14 protein-coding genes are annotated in these 15,565 nt (G+C 64.2%); 2 read left to right on the forward strand and 12 right to left on the reverse strand.

The window, feature by feature from the left end:
- Positions 1-182: 182 nt before the first annotated feature.
- Positions 183-1,229: a PEGA domain-containing protein gene (locus EA187_RS09410; RefSeq protein ID WP_127780107.1), complete on the forward strand. Its 1,047-nt coding sequence runs from the start codon at positions 183-185 to the stop codon at positions 1,227-1,229.
- Here the strand turns inward: EA187_RS09410 and EA187_RS09415 are convergent.
- The 9 genes from EA187_RS09415 to ald all read right to left on the reverse strand — a co-directional run bounded on the left by EA187_RS09415 (position 1,226) and on the right by ald (position 12,653).
- Positions 1,226-2,791 (reverse strand): hydantoinase B/oxoprolinase family protein, encoded by a 1,566-nt coding sequence (locus EA187_RS09415; RefSeq protein WP_127780108.1) that lies wholly within the window; start codon positions 2,789-2,791, stop codon positions 1,226-1,228. The genes EA187_RS09410 and EA187_RS09415 overlap by 4 nt on opposite strands.
- Positions 2,791-4,815, reverse strand: coding sequence for a hydantoinase/oxoprolinase family protein (locus tag EA187_RS09420; protein WP_127780109.1), 2,025 nt, complete (start codon positions 4,813-4,815; stop codon positions 2,791-2,793). The genes EA187_RS09415 and EA187_RS09420 overlap by 1 nt, the downstream gene beginning before the upstream one ends.
- A gap of 24 nt (positions 4,816-4,839) precedes the next feature.
- Complete coding sequence (locus EA187_RS09425; RefSeq protein ID WP_206524235.1) at positions 4,840-6,177, reverse strand: Glu/Leu/Phe/Val family dehydrogenase; 1,338 nt, start codon at positions 6,175-6,177, stop codon at positions 4,840-4,842.
- A 189-nt stretch (positions 6,178-6,366) separates the two neighbouring features.
- Positions 6,367-7,371 (reverse strand): hypothetical protein, encoded by a 1,005-nt coding sequence (locus EA187_RS09430; protein WP_127780110.1) that lies wholly within the window; start codon positions 7,369-7,371, stop codon positions 6,367-6,369.
- A gap of 111 nt (positions 7,372-7,482) precedes the next feature.
- Positions 7,483-8,385 carry a hypothetical protein gene (locus tag EA187_RS09435; protein ID WP_127780111.1) on the reverse strand — a complete coding sequence of 301 codons (903 nt, stop codon included), beginning with the start codon at positions 8,383-8,385 and terminating at the stop codon, positions 7,483-7,485.
- A 380-nt stretch (positions 8,386-8,765) separates the two neighbouring features.
- Positions 8,766-9,692, reverse strand: a complete 927-nt coding sequence (locus tag EA187_RS09440) for a hypothetical protein (RefSeq protein WP_127780112.1) — start codon at positions 9,690-9,692, stop codon at positions 8,766-8,768.
- Between the two features lie 44 nt (positions 9,693-9,736).
- A complete protein-coding gene (locus EA187_RS09445) occupies positions 9,737-10,555 on the reverse strand; it encodes an anti-sigma factor family protein (protein ID WP_164856161.1) in 819 nt (272 codons plus the stop codon).
- Positions 10,556-10,605: 50 nt separating this feature from the next.
- A complete protein-coding gene (locus EA187_RS09450; protein ID WP_115604513.1) occupies positions 10,606-11,253 on the reverse strand; it encodes a sigma-70 family RNA polymerase sigma factor in 648 nt (215 codons plus the stop codon).
- A 287-nt stretch (positions 11,254-11,540) separates the two neighbouring features.
- Positions 11,541-12,653 (reverse strand): alanine dehydrogenase, encoded by a 1,113-nt coding sequence (gene ald / locus EA187_RS09455; protein ID WP_127780113.1) that lies wholly within the window; start codon positions 12,651-12,653, stop codon positions 11,541-11,543.
- 247 nt (positions 12,654-12,900) lie between these two features.
- Here ald and EA187_RS09460 point away from each other — a divergent pair, with 247 nt between their 5' ends.
- Positions 12,901-13,455, forward strand: a complete 555-nt coding sequence (locus tag EA187_RS09460) for a nitroreductase family protein (protein ID WP_164856162.1) — start codon at positions 12,901-12,903, stop codon at positions 13,453-13,455.
- A gap of 15 nt (positions 13,456-13,470) precedes the next feature.
- Here EA187_RS09460 and EA187_RS09465 read toward each other — a convergent pair whose 3' ends face one another.
- Genes EA187_RS09465 through EA187_RS09475 form a run of 3 tightly spaced genes read right to left on the reverse strand, consistent with a single transcriptional unit; the run spans position 13,471 to position 15,536 of the window.
- Complete coding sequence (locus EA187_RS09465; protein ID WP_127780115.1) at positions 13,471-14,487, reverse strand: peptidylprolyl isomerase; 1,017 nt, start codon at positions 14,485-14,487, stop codon at positions 13,471-13,473.
- Positions 14,487-14,681: a hypothetical protein gene (locus EA187_RS09470; RefSeq protein WP_115603991.1), complete on the reverse strand. Its 195-nt coding sequence runs from the start codon at positions 14,679-14,681 to the stop codon at positions 14,487-14,489. The genes EA187_RS09465 and EA187_RS09470 overlap by 1 nt, the downstream gene beginning before the upstream one ends.
- A gap of 48 nt (positions 14,682-14,729) precedes the next feature.
- Complete coding sequence (locus tag EA187_RS09475) at positions 14,730-15,536, reverse strand: hypothetical protein (RefSeq protein WP_127780116.1); 807 nt, start codon at positions 15,534-15,536, stop codon at positions 14,730-14,732.
- Positions 15,537-15,565 lie beyond the last annotated feature (29 nt).

A 15,565-nucleotide genomic window follows, 5' to 3' on the forward strand; every position in this document is an offset into this window, starting at 1 on the left:
GGTGGCTCCGAGATTCGGAGCACGTCATCGGGGCAATATAGGAGAAGGCCCCCCGGGGAGCAATCACCCTTGAGGCATCACACGGTGCAGGCGCGGTTGTCAGATCGCCTGGCACCTCGTAGAGTTCGGCCAGCTTTTCTGCGTACTTTCTAACTCTGACTGCTGTGGTTGAACGAACGTTGATGCTGCCATCATTCCGCCGTCTTGCTTCCGAGGGAAGCCGCCTGAGCCTGGGCGCGCTGACCATGGCAGCCATGAGCCTCTCGTCGCCCCTCCTGGCACACGCGCAGACGCCGGCGCCAGCCCCTCATCAGTGCCCCGACTACGTCAGTCCGGATCACCGCGAGGATGCGCGAGTGTTGACCCTGCACGGGGTCTCCTGTTTTGAAGCCGGCGACTTTGAGCGGGCGCTTCACTATTACCTGCGTGCCTACGCCCGCAGCCCCGGGCCGCTCTTGCGGGGGGCCATCGGTCGCTCGCTGCATGAGCTGGGCATCTACGGGCCAGCTCGTCAGTATTATCAGGACTACCTCGACAGCCCGGCAGCCGACACCTCCGGTGCGCAGCGCATCCGCGAGCGCATCGAGCAGCTCGACGCGACGCTGGCCGAAGACGCCGCCGCGCTGGAAGTTCGCAGCTCGCCACCCGGCGCACGCGCGCATCTGGTGTTCGAGAGCGGAGAGTGGTTTGAGCTGGGAACGACCCCGGTGACCGCCCGGGTGCGCGAGGGACGTTATGAGGTAGCGCTGACGCGAGAAGGCTACCGGACACAGCGGGTCCGTACCCGGGTTCATTCCAACACGCAGGCCGTGGTGGAACCCACCCTGGTCGCCGATGCCGCCGCCTTCGATGTGAGCGCAGCGAGCTGGCGGCGCGGCGCACTCTGGACGCTCGTGGCCAGCACGCCGGTGGCCGCTGCCGGCACGGCGATGCTCATACTCAGCGCACAGGACAGCGAGGCGGCCCGCAACGCTGACACCCTGTACGAGGATTCGGACGAGGCGGAGCAGCGGCGTGCGGTGCTTCTGGAACGCTCCGACAACCTGCGCACCTGGGGCACCGCCGCCACGGTGGCCGGTGCCGCAGGCATGATCACCGGCGTGGTCCTCTACTTCAGCGCCAACCGCCTCGCCAGCCCGGGAGGTGAGCCTGGAGCCGAATCGCAGGCAGGCGTGCGTGTGCAACCGGAGCTGGGGGCAAACTACGCGGGCGTGCGCGTGCGCTTCTAAGACCTAACACCACTGTCCTCATTCCCCCCGTAGCCGCCGCCTCCCGGCGTCTCCAGAATCAGGCGGTCGCCGGCCTCCACCTCCACGCTGACTTTGCCCTTGAGCACCTCTTCGCGCCCGGTACGCGCGCGAATCAGGCGCGTGCTTCCGCACGCTCCGGGGCCGCCGCCATGAAGCCCATAGGGCGCAAAGGCGCGCCGCTCGGCCATCACGCTGACCGTGGCAGCCGCCTCAAAGATCATCTCCCGTACGACCCCATCTCCGCCGCGGTACCGCCCCGCACCGCCGGAGGCCTCACGCCTGGCATAACGGACCATGCGAATCGGATACGCATGCTCCAGCGCCTCCACCGGCGTATTGAGGGTGTTGGTCATATGTGTGTGTACCGCCGACTGCCCCGCCCACCCGGGCCCTGCCCCGGCCCCGCCGGCGATCGTCTCGTAATAGGCAAAGGGCCGGCCTGCGTGGCGCGGATCATGACCACCGATCGTCAGGTTATTCATCGATCCGCAGGAGGCCGCCGGAATGCGCCCGGGCAATGCCCGGGCCAGCGCGCCGAAGATCACATCGACGATGCGCTGGCTCGTCTCCACATTCCCCAGCGCCACCGCTGCCGGGTGGGACGCGTCGACCACCGTGCCCGGCTCCGTCAACACCTCCACACACCGCATATACCCGCCGTTGGAAGGAAGTTCGGCGGGAGCCAGACAGCGGAAACAATAGAGCGCCGCCGACACCGCCACCGCCCGCGGCACATTGAGCGGGCCGCGCACCGCAGGCGCGCTGCCCCGAAGATCCACAGTGGCGCGCCCATCCTCAATGCGCAGGTCGCAATGGATGCGAATCGCACCGCTGCCCAGGCCGTCATCATCCAGGGCATCTTCAAACGACCAGCGCCCGTCGCCGACCCCCCGCAGGACCTCACGCATAAAGCGCTCGCTGTGGGTCTGAAGCGCCCGGCAGGCCTCGAGCACCGCCGGACCGCGCCCCTCCAGCTCCGCCTGGAGCCTGGCCACTCCACGGAGGTTCGCGGCAAGCTGGGCCTGCAGATCGCCGCGACGCTCCTGCGGAGTGCGGCTGGCCGAGGTGATCGCCTCCATCACCACCTCATCGAACACCGTCGGCCCCAGGCAGATCCCCTCCTCGTCGATATGCTCGGATAGCCCCATACTGCCCGGCCAAAGGCCCCCGACATCGGCATGATGCGCGCGGTTGGCCACCACAAAAGCCAGCTCGCCGGCGGCGTCAAAGACCGGTGAGACCAGCGTGATGTCGGGCAGGTGCGTGCCGCCGGCGTAGGGGTCGTTGAGGATGATGTGCTGCCCCGCCTTCATCGGCCCCGCTTCCAGTGCGGCGGCCACGCTCATCGGTGCCGACCCCAGATGCACCGGGATATGCGCCGCCTGCGCCACCATCTCGCCATCCGCATCGAAGATCGCACAGGAGTAGTCGCGCCGCTCTTTGATGTTTGGCGAGAAGGCCGAGCGCATCAGCACCACGCCCATCTCCTCGGCGATCGAGGCAAAACGATGCCGCTCCAACTCCAGGGTGATCGCATCCATCAGGACTCCCGCTCCAGAATCAGATGTCCCCGGCTCACAACCACCTCCCAGCCCGGAAGCACCACCGTGGTGGCACTGTACTCGGTGAGAATCACCGGCCCTTTGATGCGCTGGCCCTCGGCCAGCCAGGCCCGCTCGATCACCCGGGCAGCCACAGCGCCTTTCCCCATATCGAGCATCACCTCCTCGGCATCGGCAAGCGCCCGCGCGTCGCCCTCAGGCGCGAGTGCATCGAGCGCTGGAGCGTCGCTGAGACTCGCGCTAAGTCGCAGCCCCACAAGCTCCACCTCGCGGGCTGCCCGGTAGCCATAAAGACGCTCGTGCTCCGCCTCAAAACGCTCGCTCGGATCACGAAGCCCTTCGAGCTCGGCACTCCAGTCCACGGGGACCACCACCTCGAAGCTCTGCCCCTGGTAGCGAAGCCCCACCTCCCAGCGAAGCTCAAGCTCAGCGCCTGACTCTGCGCCGAGCGCATCGACGGCGCTGAGCTCGCTCTCCCGGAGAAGTTCACGCAGCGAGCCATCTTCCGCCAACACCTCGGTGAGCGGGCGCAGCACCGTACGACGGTAGTAGCGCCGACGCCTGGCCCCCAACATGCCGCGAGCCGAGAGCAAACCCGGATTCTGCGGGATGAGCACACGCCGCATCGAAAGCGCTTCGGCCAGGCGGCAGGCGTGCAGGCCACCGGCCCCGCCGAATCCCACCAGGGTAAAGTCGCGGGGATCGCGTCCGCGCTCCAGACTCACCACCTTGAGTGCCCGGGCCATGGCAGCATCGGCAATGGCCAGCACGCCGCGGGCAACCTCCTCGGCGGGCGTCTCAAGCGCATCGGCCAGCCGCCCAAGCGCTCGGAGGGCGGCCGGAGCGTCGAGGGTCATCTCACCACCTAAGAAGCGGCCGGAGCGCAGCGTTCCCAGTGCCAGATGCGCATCGGTTACGGTCAGCTCCTGCCCGCCCCGCCCATAGCACGCCGGCCCCGGGCTTGCGCCCGCACTGCGCGGCCCTACACGCAATGCACCGCCCGCATCACGGTAGGCAATCGATCCCCCACCGGCCCCCACGGTCACGATGTCGATGACGGGAACCACCATCGAAAGCCCATCGATCTCTGCGTCTTCCCGAACCTCCAGCTCACCATCGACCAGGCTCACATCGGTGGAGGTGCCGCCCATATCCAGAGTAATGATCTTCTCAAGGCCTACCTCCCGGGCGGCCTGCAGCGCCCCGACCACACCTCCGGCCGGCCCGGAGAGGACCGTGTGCACAGGCTGCTCAGCAGCAAAGGCCACCTCCGCCCGACCTCCGTGCGAGAGCAGAACCTCCACGCCACGCGCCCCCTTTAAACGCCCCTGAAGTCGCCGCAGATACCGCGCCATCAGCGGGCCGACATACGCGTTGACGCTCGCCGTACTCGCCCGCTCAAACTCTCGAAACGCCCCGCTGATCTCGTGACTTACACTGACATGCCAGCCGGCCGAATGCTGCCGAAACGCGCGGGCAAGGCGCGCCTCATGCGCCGGATTCGCCCAGGCATGAAGCGTGCAAATCGCCACTGCGTCCACATCCAACGCCTCGACATCAGCCACCACCCGCGCGATCTCGGTCTCACTGAGCACCTCGATCACCTCTCCCAGGGCCGAGAGGCGCTCGTGTACACCGACCACGTCGGCGCGCGCCACCACCGGCTCGGGCATCTTCACGTGCAGCGCGTAAAGTTCCGGTCGGGCCTGCCTCCCCAGCCAGAGCACATCCTCAAAGCCCGCTGTGATCACAAACGCCACACGCGCCCCACGACGCTCCAGGAGCGCGTTGGTCGCCACCGTGGTCCCGTGCACCACCTCGTAGGGCCGCTCGTCAGAGCCAAGAAGCGCATCGACCCCGTCACCGATCGCCTCCGAGGGATCGGCCGGGGTCGAGAGCAACTTATAGACCCGGAGGCGGCCATCGCCGCCCGGCATCACCACATCGGTAAACGTACCACCGGTGTCGACGCCGAAGCGGCTGGCCTCTGTGGGCCTGATCATGGTGCTACCTCCAGTTCCAAAAACTTAAGGGAAGACGCCACGCTCCACATACATCACGTTGATGCGCTGAATGGCCACGGCCAGCGCAGCGGTGCGGTTGTCGACGTCGTGGGCACGAGCAAACGCCCGCATCTCTCGGTAGGCGTTCTTCATCATGAAGTGCAGGCGACTGTCGACTTCCTGAAGTTGCCAGGACTCCGAGCGCTTGTTCTGAATCCACTCGAAGTACGAGACGACCACGCCGCCGGCGTTGGCCATCATGTCCGGGATCACCTCGATGCCGCGCTCGGCCAGCACGCGCTCACCACCCAGGGTGGTCGGGCCGTTGGCCGCCTCGACCACCACGCGAGCTTTGAGCTTGCTCGCGACCTCTTCGGTGACCTGAAGCTCCAACGCCGCCGGGATGCAGATATCGCACTCCACCTCCCAGAACTCATCCGAGCGGATCGCCCGGGCTCCCGGGTAGCCGGCCACGCCGCCATGCACTTCGACGTGATCCACAAGTTTACGCGGGTAGATACCCTCGGGGTTGTAGAGCGTTCCGGTATGATCTTCGACGGCCACCATCACCGCGCCCAACCGTGAGAGGATCTGCGCGGTGTGGCTTCCTACATTGCCAAAACCCTGCAGGGTGTAGGTGGCGCCGTCCAGACGGAACCCATGCTCGTCGGCCCACTCCTGGATGCAGTAGACCACGCCCTGTCCGGTGGCCTTCTCTCGCCCGACGCTACCACCGGAGTTGAGCGTTTTACCGGTGACGATGCCACGCTGGGCATTCTTATCATTGGCGTTATGCGTATTCATGTAGGTGTCCATCATCCAGACCATCGTCTGGCTGTTGGTCCCGACATCCGGTGCCGGAATGTCGTACTCCGGCCCGATATTGTTGCCCAGGTCGTGCGTAAAGCGACGCGTGATGCGCTCAAGCTCGGTCTGGCTGTAGCTCTCCGGGGTCATACGAATGCCCCCCTTGGCCCCACCGAAAGGCACATTGAGCAACGCGCACTTGTACGTCATCAGCGCAGCCAGCGCTTTGACCTCTTCGAGCGTCACCTCGTGATGGTAGCGAATCCCGCCCTTGTAGGGGCCTTTGATGTTGTTGTGCTGAATCCGGTAGCCGGTAAAGAGTTCGTAACTTCCGTCGTCCATACGCACCGGAAAGTTAACGATGACCTCATTCTTGGGCTGGCTCAAGATCAGACGCACATGGTCCTCAAGCGGAGCCGCTTCCATCGCCCGCTGAAGTTGGGCGAGGTGAACGTCAAAGAAGCTCTCAGCAGGATCGGGGCTGGTCTCGGCCGCCGTGACAGAAGCCGGTGCCGTCGCCTCAACGACGTCGGGTGCGTCGGGTTTCTTGCTCATCGCAGGACCTTAATCTGGGACGTAGGTAAAGAACTGAAGTCACGCGCTATCACGCGGCTTTCAGCAGCGAATTGTCGCTCCAGGACGAAGCTGCACAACTCTCATCGGACGCGATCGGATTATCAGCGCCACCGGGGAGCGTCAAGCGCTGGAGAGGACGCGCCGTCATCTCCGAGCCCTTGAATCGCCTTAGTCAGTGCGGACTTCCGCATCCTGCCCGGGGGCCGGTTCGGCGGCCTCGACACCGACATCGGAGGGCTCCTCATTCCCCACCGCCGCCTCGTCATCGTTCTCTACAGGCTCAGCCTGAGGCGATGGGGAGGCAGCCGGTGAAAGATCTGCCTGGCTGCGCTCCACTGGCGCTTTGAAACTGAGAATGTCACCGGTGTTCGAGACCTCATAGACCACATCAAGCGCGCCGTCGCCACGCAGCACACGCAGGGTCACCTCGGTGCTGCGATGATCACGCGGCGCAATCGCCACCACACCGGCTGGCGTGACACCCAGCTTTTGCAAGACTGCGACCCGCTCACCAAAGTCTTCCAATGATGTGCCATACATATCGGACTCTGCCGCAACATAGCGGCGCGCTTGCTCAACTCTCCCGTTGGCAACTTCCCGGTGAAAGCGCTGCGCCATCATGGCCGCCGGATCATCGGCCAGGCTTCGCGTGACGCGCGTCACCTCCCAGGCGCTCACGCCGTAGCCGGGCTCGGCCTCTTCGCCACCGACGTAGCCCACCTCCAGGCGGAGCTGCAGCGCGTGCGAAGCACTCGGCTCGGCCACGCGTGTGGTCATCTCCCAGACCACCTCACTCTGGTCATCATTGCGAGAGAGGAGAGTGACGCCGAAAGGCGTGGGCATCCCCTTATTCAGATCCTCGGTATGCGGAGAAAAGGCCCGACGTACATCCTCCACCTGAAGTTCGTGTTGCGCGGTGGCGCTGAGTGCGGCGTAGGCGCTCTCGTAGTCTTCCCGACGAAGATCGATCACAAACTCGTAGGCATGCTCCTGGGCACCCTCGGCGACCAGCGCGAGTTCCTGGAACTCCCCACAGCACGACACGACTTTAAACGCCCCAAAGCCGGCGAAGATCGCGCCAATCAACACGATCACCGCGCAGCCTATCGCCGCGAACTTCAACACTTTAGAGCCCGTGCTCGCGCCCTGCTCTCCACCCGAAAAATCATCCACCGTCCGTCTCCTGCCGAAGATCCTGTGTACCTTTTAAGAACCCTTCATCACCGGGGAGGACCATACGCAAATCCGCGCGCGCTGTCCTCCCCGGCGAATTTTTTGATACGTTTATGGGATTGCAGAGAGCTCTCGGACGATCTCGTCGAGCATCTCCTTCGGCGCCTTGCGTAAGGGATCGAGCTCATTGATCGACATGCTCCGGGGTCCCTTCATGGCATGAACCTTCTTGTTGACATCAACCTGGTAGGTCACCGTTGGCGCCTGGGGATTCTCGTGAATGACCAGGGTGACATCAACCCGACGCTCATCAAGCGGGAGAAAAGCTACGACCTCCACTTGCTTGTCGCGGATAGGCTTAAACGCCTCCACCTGTTCCTCAAGACTGAGCGCGGCCTCGTCCTCAAAAGACGCGTCAATCATGCCGCGGGCCCGGCTGACATCGCCGTCGATCAACGCCTGATGAAAGGCCAGCGCGCGTTCACTCTGCGGAAACGCCGAGAGATCGCGAAGTGCGAAATCCGTGCTCAGCTCGACAATACTGTAGCGCGAGCCGGAGCTGCTCGGTTCGCGCGCGATCACCAGATGGATGGTTTGCGCCATCGGAGCGACCGGTGACCCGATCGTGGTAAAGGCCTCCCAATGTTTTGGATTATCGTCGCTCTTGGCGACGATAAAAGGTGTGGGAGGTACGACCGCAACGACCGGCCGCATCAGCGCAAAGGTCTCGTTCAAATCGGCAGGACTCATCTCGCTGCCCAGCTCCTCGCTGAGGCGAGCGTGAAGTCGGTCATAGTCCCCCGACTTGATCTCGCCGGCGAATCCGTCAGCGAACGTCCTGACTTCGTCGACGGTGTCGATGGTGTCTTTCACGGTGAAGACGACTGCAGCCGTGATGAGCGCGAAGGCGATGCCGCCTACAAGGAGCAGAGCTCCGCAGCCCCACGCCGCGATCGTTTTCATGCTGCGGCCTGCCTTAACCTCTCCCACATCTGCTTTGGTGTTCTCGTGCATGGTCGCCTCCCGTCTGGGTGGTTGAAGGTGGTTCCCCGGGCCAACCTGACTTCGCACCCCGCGCTCCGAGCGACCTCGGCGGCAGCTTCAGACGCCGCCGCTTCGATCCACCCCGGAGCACGCAACACCCGTACGCAGCGCGTCCGCCCCACGCCGAGTAACGCGACGCAAGCAAACACCCCGCACACCTCTCGGCTGCGACTCAGGCCCCTTCTACGACTTGGGAATGAGGTACGACACTAGCCCAACTCCGGCGGCGAGACCAAGTGCGATCGGCGACGGCAAAAAAAAAGACTGCGGGCCTCAGGGCCCGCAGTCTTTTTTAACTTCGCGACGTGATGTCGCGTCAAAGCAACGCGGCTCGATCCTGCGTCACTTCCTCAGCGGCCACGCCCGTCGATCACCCGTGAGACCAGCGCCCCGAGCCGCCCGGGAGGGCGCACAAGTGCCACCTTCGGCCCCGGGCTCACACGCAGCACACAGCTCTCCTCAGGCTCAAAGAGCTCGCCATCAAGCACCCAGCCGGCCGGCGCATCGAGCACAAGCTCATCCAGCTCTGCGGCGCGTCCGGCGCCCTCCCCAACCGACTCTAATAGTTCCGGTTTAAGCCCCTGGCTGACCAGCGCGCGGGTGGGGATATGCGCCCAGAGGGCGGGCTTCGCAGCGGGGTTTCGAAGCCCGTACCAGGTCCGCTCCAGAGAGGTCGCCACCACCGAGCCCTGATGCATCTCCACGATGGCACGAGCCACGCGCATCCGAGCGGCCACATCCTGGGCCTGAGCCTCACGCAGGGTGTCCGATGCCAGCCGCGCCACCGCACTGACCAGTCTTCCCGCGCCCTTCTGCGCTTCGCTCTGGGCTCGACGCGCGCGGTACACCCAGCCCGCCCCGAAACTAAACCCGTAGCGCGCCCCGCTGTGGGTGCTCGCGCTGACCTTGAGCGTCGGCGTCATCTGCACCGGCCAGCCCGCAGCCTCCAGCATGATGCGCGCCGCCCGGGAGGGTTTCATCTCTGAGGCCAGCGCCTCCCCCACCACCGAGGTCCCCCGAGGCCCGCAGGGCCACACCCGCATCCCGCTGGCCACAAGGTTCACCTCGCCCAGGAGCGCGCTGATCACACGCCCCACCAGCGCGTCGTCGCCATACACCGCCAGCAACTCCACCCCGTCGGCGGCCAATTCGTGGAGTTGCGCGCCAACCTCGGCGCGATCCCCACCCAGCGCAATCACCTTATCGGCGCCAAAATAGCGACGCGCATCATCCAAAAAAAAGCCGCCCGAAAGGACGGCGTAGGTTGCTTGACTCATGTCTCACTCAGCCTTGAGGTGCCATCGCCAATGATGGCACCGTCTTAGCGCTTCATCGTGCCGGCGACCAGCCCCAGAAAACGATCTTCATCGAGATCACTGGTCATCGCGTACGTCACGCCCAGGTCCTGGACGACCGCAACGCCGTATCCCTTCTGGTTGAGCCAGACGATATCACGATCTTCGACCTCACGGATCGACTCCCGCGGCACTTTGAGCCCCTCGCTGTCAAAGAGCAGCACGCTCATTCGCGAGCCATCAACCTCGTAGAGCACCAGCGCTGCGCGACGATCTTCGACGTGCGCGATGCGCCCGCCCAGAAGATTAACCCGGGCATTGTCGAAGTGCGGCAGGCGCACCGAGAAATCGACCTTGTCCTGGAACCAGGCGCTGGCCTCCTGCGGGTTGCTGGTGGTGATCTCCAGGGGGAAGTTCCCCTTATGCCACTCGACCGTCTGATCGACGACCGGCGTGGGACTGCTTGCCGCCGGCGCAATCGTCATCTCCGGCATCAAAAGCACCAGCGCGAGCATCGCCGCCAACGGTCCGGCTATCCAGCCCACCCGCACATAAAGCGGACGGGTTTCGACACGCTCCTCATCGAGCTCAAGTTCCAGCGTGGCGAGGTCGAGAGTGATGCGTTCCCGCAGCGCTTGTGGCGCGCGCTCCTCCGAGAGTTTCTCGCGAAGTTGAGCCTTAAAACGCAGCTGGGTATTCACTCGCCCGCGGCAGCGCTCACAGCCCGCCAGGTGCGCCTCCATATCGGCGCGCTCCCGCTCGTCGAACTCCTCATCGACATACGTATCGATGAAAGGCTCAAAGTCTTCACAGCCCAACGCCACATTTTGCACCAGTTGTCCCACGTTCTTCACCTCATCTGGAAGTTCGACTCAACCCGCCACCACCGAACCTATCAGCTGGCCTGAGCGGCCTTGCGTTCGCGGTAGGCGTTCAGGTCGGCAGGCGCGTCCGTGGCATCTTCCTCCTCATCCTGAGCGGGGATGTAACCATTGTTGAGGGCGTACTCTTTGAGCTGCGCCTGGAGCATGCGCCGCCCGCGGTAGAGCCGGCTCATCACCGTACCGATCGGGCAGTCCATGATCTCGGCGATCTCTTTGTAGGCAAAGTCCTGCAGGTCCGCCAAAAGCACGACCATGCGAAAGTCTACCGGCACCTGCTCCAGCGCGCGCTTGACCTCATCGCCGAACATCTTGAAGTACAGATGCTCCTCGGTCTCAAAGCTCTCGTGGAAGGGGGTCAACTCCGGCGCTTCGGCGCGTTCCTGCAAGGGACGGAAGTCGTCATCGACCAGATACTCGCGGCGCTTCTGCTGCTTGCGGTAGCGGTTGATGAACGTATTGGTCATGATCTTAAAGAGCCATGCCTTGCAGTTGGTGCCCTGCTCGTATTTATCGAAGTAGCGGTACGCCTTGAGCATCGTCTCCTGGATCAGATCCTCGGCGTCGCTCTCGCTCTTGGTCAGACGCAGCGCCGTGCCGTAGAGGGCATCCAGATGAGGGATGGCCTCCTGCTCAAATGCCAGCCGCTCCTTTGCGTCCATCTTCGCTTTGTTCTTCTTAAACATGGGCACCTTCCCGTGCTCTTAAGTCATCGCTGCGCCCCGAGTGGGCGGCGGCGCGTGGCCCGCAGACCAACGCGTCGGTTGTAACTTCAGACGTGGACGATTCTATTTCATTCAGCCTGCAATCTTCCAGATACAACCCGATCGCGGCCTCGCCCCACATCCTCCTTCATGATCGCAGAACGACGCCGAAAAACAAAGACGCCCCGGCCAGCCCTTAGCGGGCAGCGGAGGCGTCGGAGGGATACGGGTATCACCCTGCACGTTTAGAGCAACTCGCTCAGCGGCGTGTACTCAAGATCCAGGCTCTCGGCCACGGCCTTATACACACACTGCCCCCTGTAGATGTTGACCCCCAGAGCCAGCGCAGGATCGTCTTTGACGGCCTGCTCAAAGCCCTTGCTGGCCAGCGCCAGGCCGTAGCCCAGCGTGGTGTTGTTGAGTGCAAAGGTCGAGGTGCGTGCTACGGCCCCGGGCATATTCGCCACACAGTAGTGCACCACACCGTCCACAACATAGGTCGGGTCCTCATGGGTGGTCGGGTGACAGGTGGCGATGCAGCCGCCCTGATCGACCGAGACATCGACGACGACGCTGCCCTCCTGCATCTGGCTGATATGATCGCGGGTCACAAGATGCGGCGCCTTCGCGCCGGGAATGAGCACGGCACCCACCACGAGATCGGCGTTGAGCACCTGCTCGGCAATCGTGGCGACGTTGGAGTGCATCGTCTGAACCCGGCTGCCGAAGATATCATCGAGATAGCGCAGACGGTTGAGATTCAAATCGACAATCGTGACCTGCGCGCCCATGCCCACGGCCATCTTCGCGGCGTTGGTGCCCACGACGCCGCCGCCCAGGATCACAACTTTAGCGCGGGCCACGCCGGGCACACCGCCCAGCAGAACCCCCTTGCCTCCGTGCTCGCGCTCCAGGCAACGCGCCCCTACCTGAATGGCCATACGACCGGCCACCTCACTCATCGGCTCCAGGAGCGGCAGTCGCCCGTCGGGGAGCTGAATCGTCTCATAGGCCACCGCACGCACCTGACGCTCCAGCAGAACCTCGGCCAGCTCCGGCACCGCTGCCAGGTGAAGATACGTGTAGACGATCTGGCCTCTCTGCATCAGACCGTACTCCGGGGCCATCGGCTCTTTGACCTTCACGATCATATCCGATGATTCCCAGACCGCTTCCGCGCTGGACACCATCGTGGCCCCGGCTTCCACATAGCGCTCATCCGGGATGGCGCTCCCTTCGCCAGCACCGGTCTGGACCACCACCTCATGGCCCTGACGCACGTACTCAGCCACACTCGCTGGGATCAGCCCTACGCGATACTCGTTATTCTTGATCTCTTTCGGAACCCCAATTTTCACGGTTCTTCTCCCGGTGGTGTCCTGCGTTGACACGGTCGGATCTCGCTCGTCTCGTTTTCGATACCGAGACTATAACGAGCACGCCTTATCCCTGCAATCCGGCCACACCCATGATTGTCGATGGCACAACGACAGCACAGGCCGACACTTGCGCCCGTTGCGAAAGATGCCTTCGGCCACTAGGAATGCCCCCGAGCGCGGATCGTTTTTCAACGCGTTGAGACTCTCCCACACCAGGACTCCCTCCATGAATACCCACCAGACTTTGATGACGCGGCGCACCATTCACGACTACAAAAGCGACCCCCTCCCCGAAGGAGTGCTGGAGCGCGCGCTGCAGGCCGCCACTCGCGCGCCCAATCACAAACTGACCAACCCCTGGCGCTTCACCCTGATGGGTCCGCAGACGCGCGCCCGCATCACCGAGATCGGCGTGGCCGAAAAGCGCAAGAAACGCGGCGAGTTAAACGATACTGCGGAAGCCTCCATCCGCACAAAGTTTTCGCGCCCCCCGGAGCTCGTCGCAGTCAGCCAGGTCATCGACGCCGATCCGCACCGCCGGCGCGAAGACTATGCCGCGGTGGCCTGCGCCATCCAGAACATCCAGCTCTCGTTGTGGAGTGAGGGCATCGGCTCCAAATGGAGCAGCGGCGGCGTGACCAACTCCCCCGAAACCTACAACGTGCTCGGCATTGACCCGAGCATGGAGGAGATCGTGGGCTTTGTCTGGGTGGGCTTCGCCGACGTCGTGCCCGACCCGCCGCGCACGCCGCTGGCCGAGGTGATACGCACCACCGCCTGACGCCCTACCCCGGCCTCATGAGCCGGGGACCTCGTCCTGAAGACGCTCCGGGCGCATCTCCACCCGCGCCCCTTCGAGCAGCGCGCTGAGCCGCGCGGTGTAAGCCTGAGCCCGATCTTCACGCGTCAGCGCAGCGGCCGCAAAGCGCTCCACCTCCCGCGGGTCGGCGGGCTGGCTTTCCAACTTCTCGTCGACCTTAAGAAGGTGCCACCCGACCGGGGAGCGCACCGGCTCACTCAACGTGCCGAGTTCGTGTTCGCTGGCGAGCAGATCGGCGGCGCGGGAAAACTCCGGCACCACCTGAATCCATCCGTCGGGCAGACGCTGACTGACATCGCCCTCGGCAGGCCGGGCAAAACGCATATGTGCGTTGACCACGGCCTGATACTCGGCGGGTAACACCTCCCGGTTGAGGCGCTGCGCCTCGGCGAGCAGCGCGTCGAGCGTGGGCTTCGCTTCGAGCGATTCCGCGCTGGCTTCGATCCAGGCCTGAGCGCGCTCAAAGCGCTCTTCGCGAAGTTCGCGGCGGCGATCCGCGCCGAACTTCTCATCGCCGGGCATCGTCCCCGGGACCACAATCACCAGATGGCTGGAGCGATACCCCCGGGGAAAGTCGGCGTTCTTTTGCAAGATCGCCACAAAGTCTTCGGAGGGCGCGTCGACCCGATGCTCCGCCTCAACCTCTTCGTCGAGGAAGGCGTTCACCAACCCCTGCTTGCGCGCAAAGCCAGCCTCGGGCCTCGCGTGCAGCCCGAGTTTGTAGGCCTCCTGCCAGAGCATCGTCTCTTCGATCAGGGCGCGCATGGCCTCCTGACGACCCAGCTCCGGGTGGGCCTCCCAGAAGATTTCCAGCTCACGCACGCCCAGGCTGACCTCTCCGACGCGCGCGAGCTCCGGCTGAGGCGATGCGGCCAGCACGCGCTCCATCGCTTTTTCCGCCGGAGGGTGCGCCACCCCGGCCTGCTCCTCAGCGCACCCCATCAGCAGCGCGAGTACGACGACTCCCCATCCTCTTTGTTGCCAGCTTCGCATCAGTCCTCCCGGCTCGCCGCCACCGCCAGACGGCTGAGATCGACGCCGGCGCGCACCACCGCAAACGCCACCGCCAGCGCAATAAGCGCCGCCACATAATCGGCCTCGGCGAGGAAGTTCACCGTGCGCACGAAGAAATAGGCGCTTCCGGCAATAAACCCGATCCCAAGGATGTCGTACATCGTCGCGCGCATCTCGCCTCACCTCTGCTGTGTGGCCGGCCACAATGGAGCCACCTGGCGTCATGGCAAAGTTACGACCATCTGCATGCCCAACACGACCATCATCGCCGTCGCAACCACCCAACCAACAACCCGACGCTTCAAGACGCCCGGGGATTCCAGAAGACGCGACTGCCCGCGAGTCAGCACCGGTTGCCGCCGCTCATATTCCCAGTTTAGTGACGGCAGTACCGCCGCCATATACGCCATCACAACCCACGCAAAGAGCATCACGACCGAGATAAAGGTCAGGTGCAAGGTCGCGCGCTCCCCGGCCTTCTCCACAAGCGTGCGACCGATGTTCGGGTCGACAAAGATCATCCAGACCAGGACCGCGAGCACCCCTATCACCACCAGGGCGCGCGTGCGCACGAACACGCGATAACGCGAGGCCAGGCTATCCGTGGCATGAACCTCGGTGGGCATCTGGCCCGGCGTCTCGCGCAGATCGTCACCGATCGCCGCGACAACCAGATAACTCACAAAGGTCGCCGCGCTCGCAAGCAGTGCGACCGGCTCGGCCATCGCCGCCCATTCACGCTCGGTCAAAAGCGCCATCGCCGGCAGGAAACTCACCGGAAAGACCATCAGGCGCAGCGCGGGGTTGGCGCGCGCAATCGCCAGTGCTCCGAAAAAGAGAGGCGTGAGCAGGGCTATCACGCGTAACCCGGATCCGTCGGCGCTGAGGACCTCGGCGGCAAGCCCCGTCCCGAGCCATTGACCCCAGAGGGTCAGCGCCAGAAACGCCAGCAGCATCGTGCGCCACACCGAGCCTCGCACACGCGATGTCTCATGCCCCTGATCGTCGCGCCTGGAACTTTCAACCATCCCTGCCGCCCTGTCGGTGTTCACGTGTG

Source organism: Lujinxingia sediminis (assembly GCF_004005565.1).
Taxonomy (GTDB): Bacteria; Myxococcota_A; Bradymonadia; order Bradymonadales; family Bradymonadaceae; genus Lujinxingia; species Lujinxingia sediminis.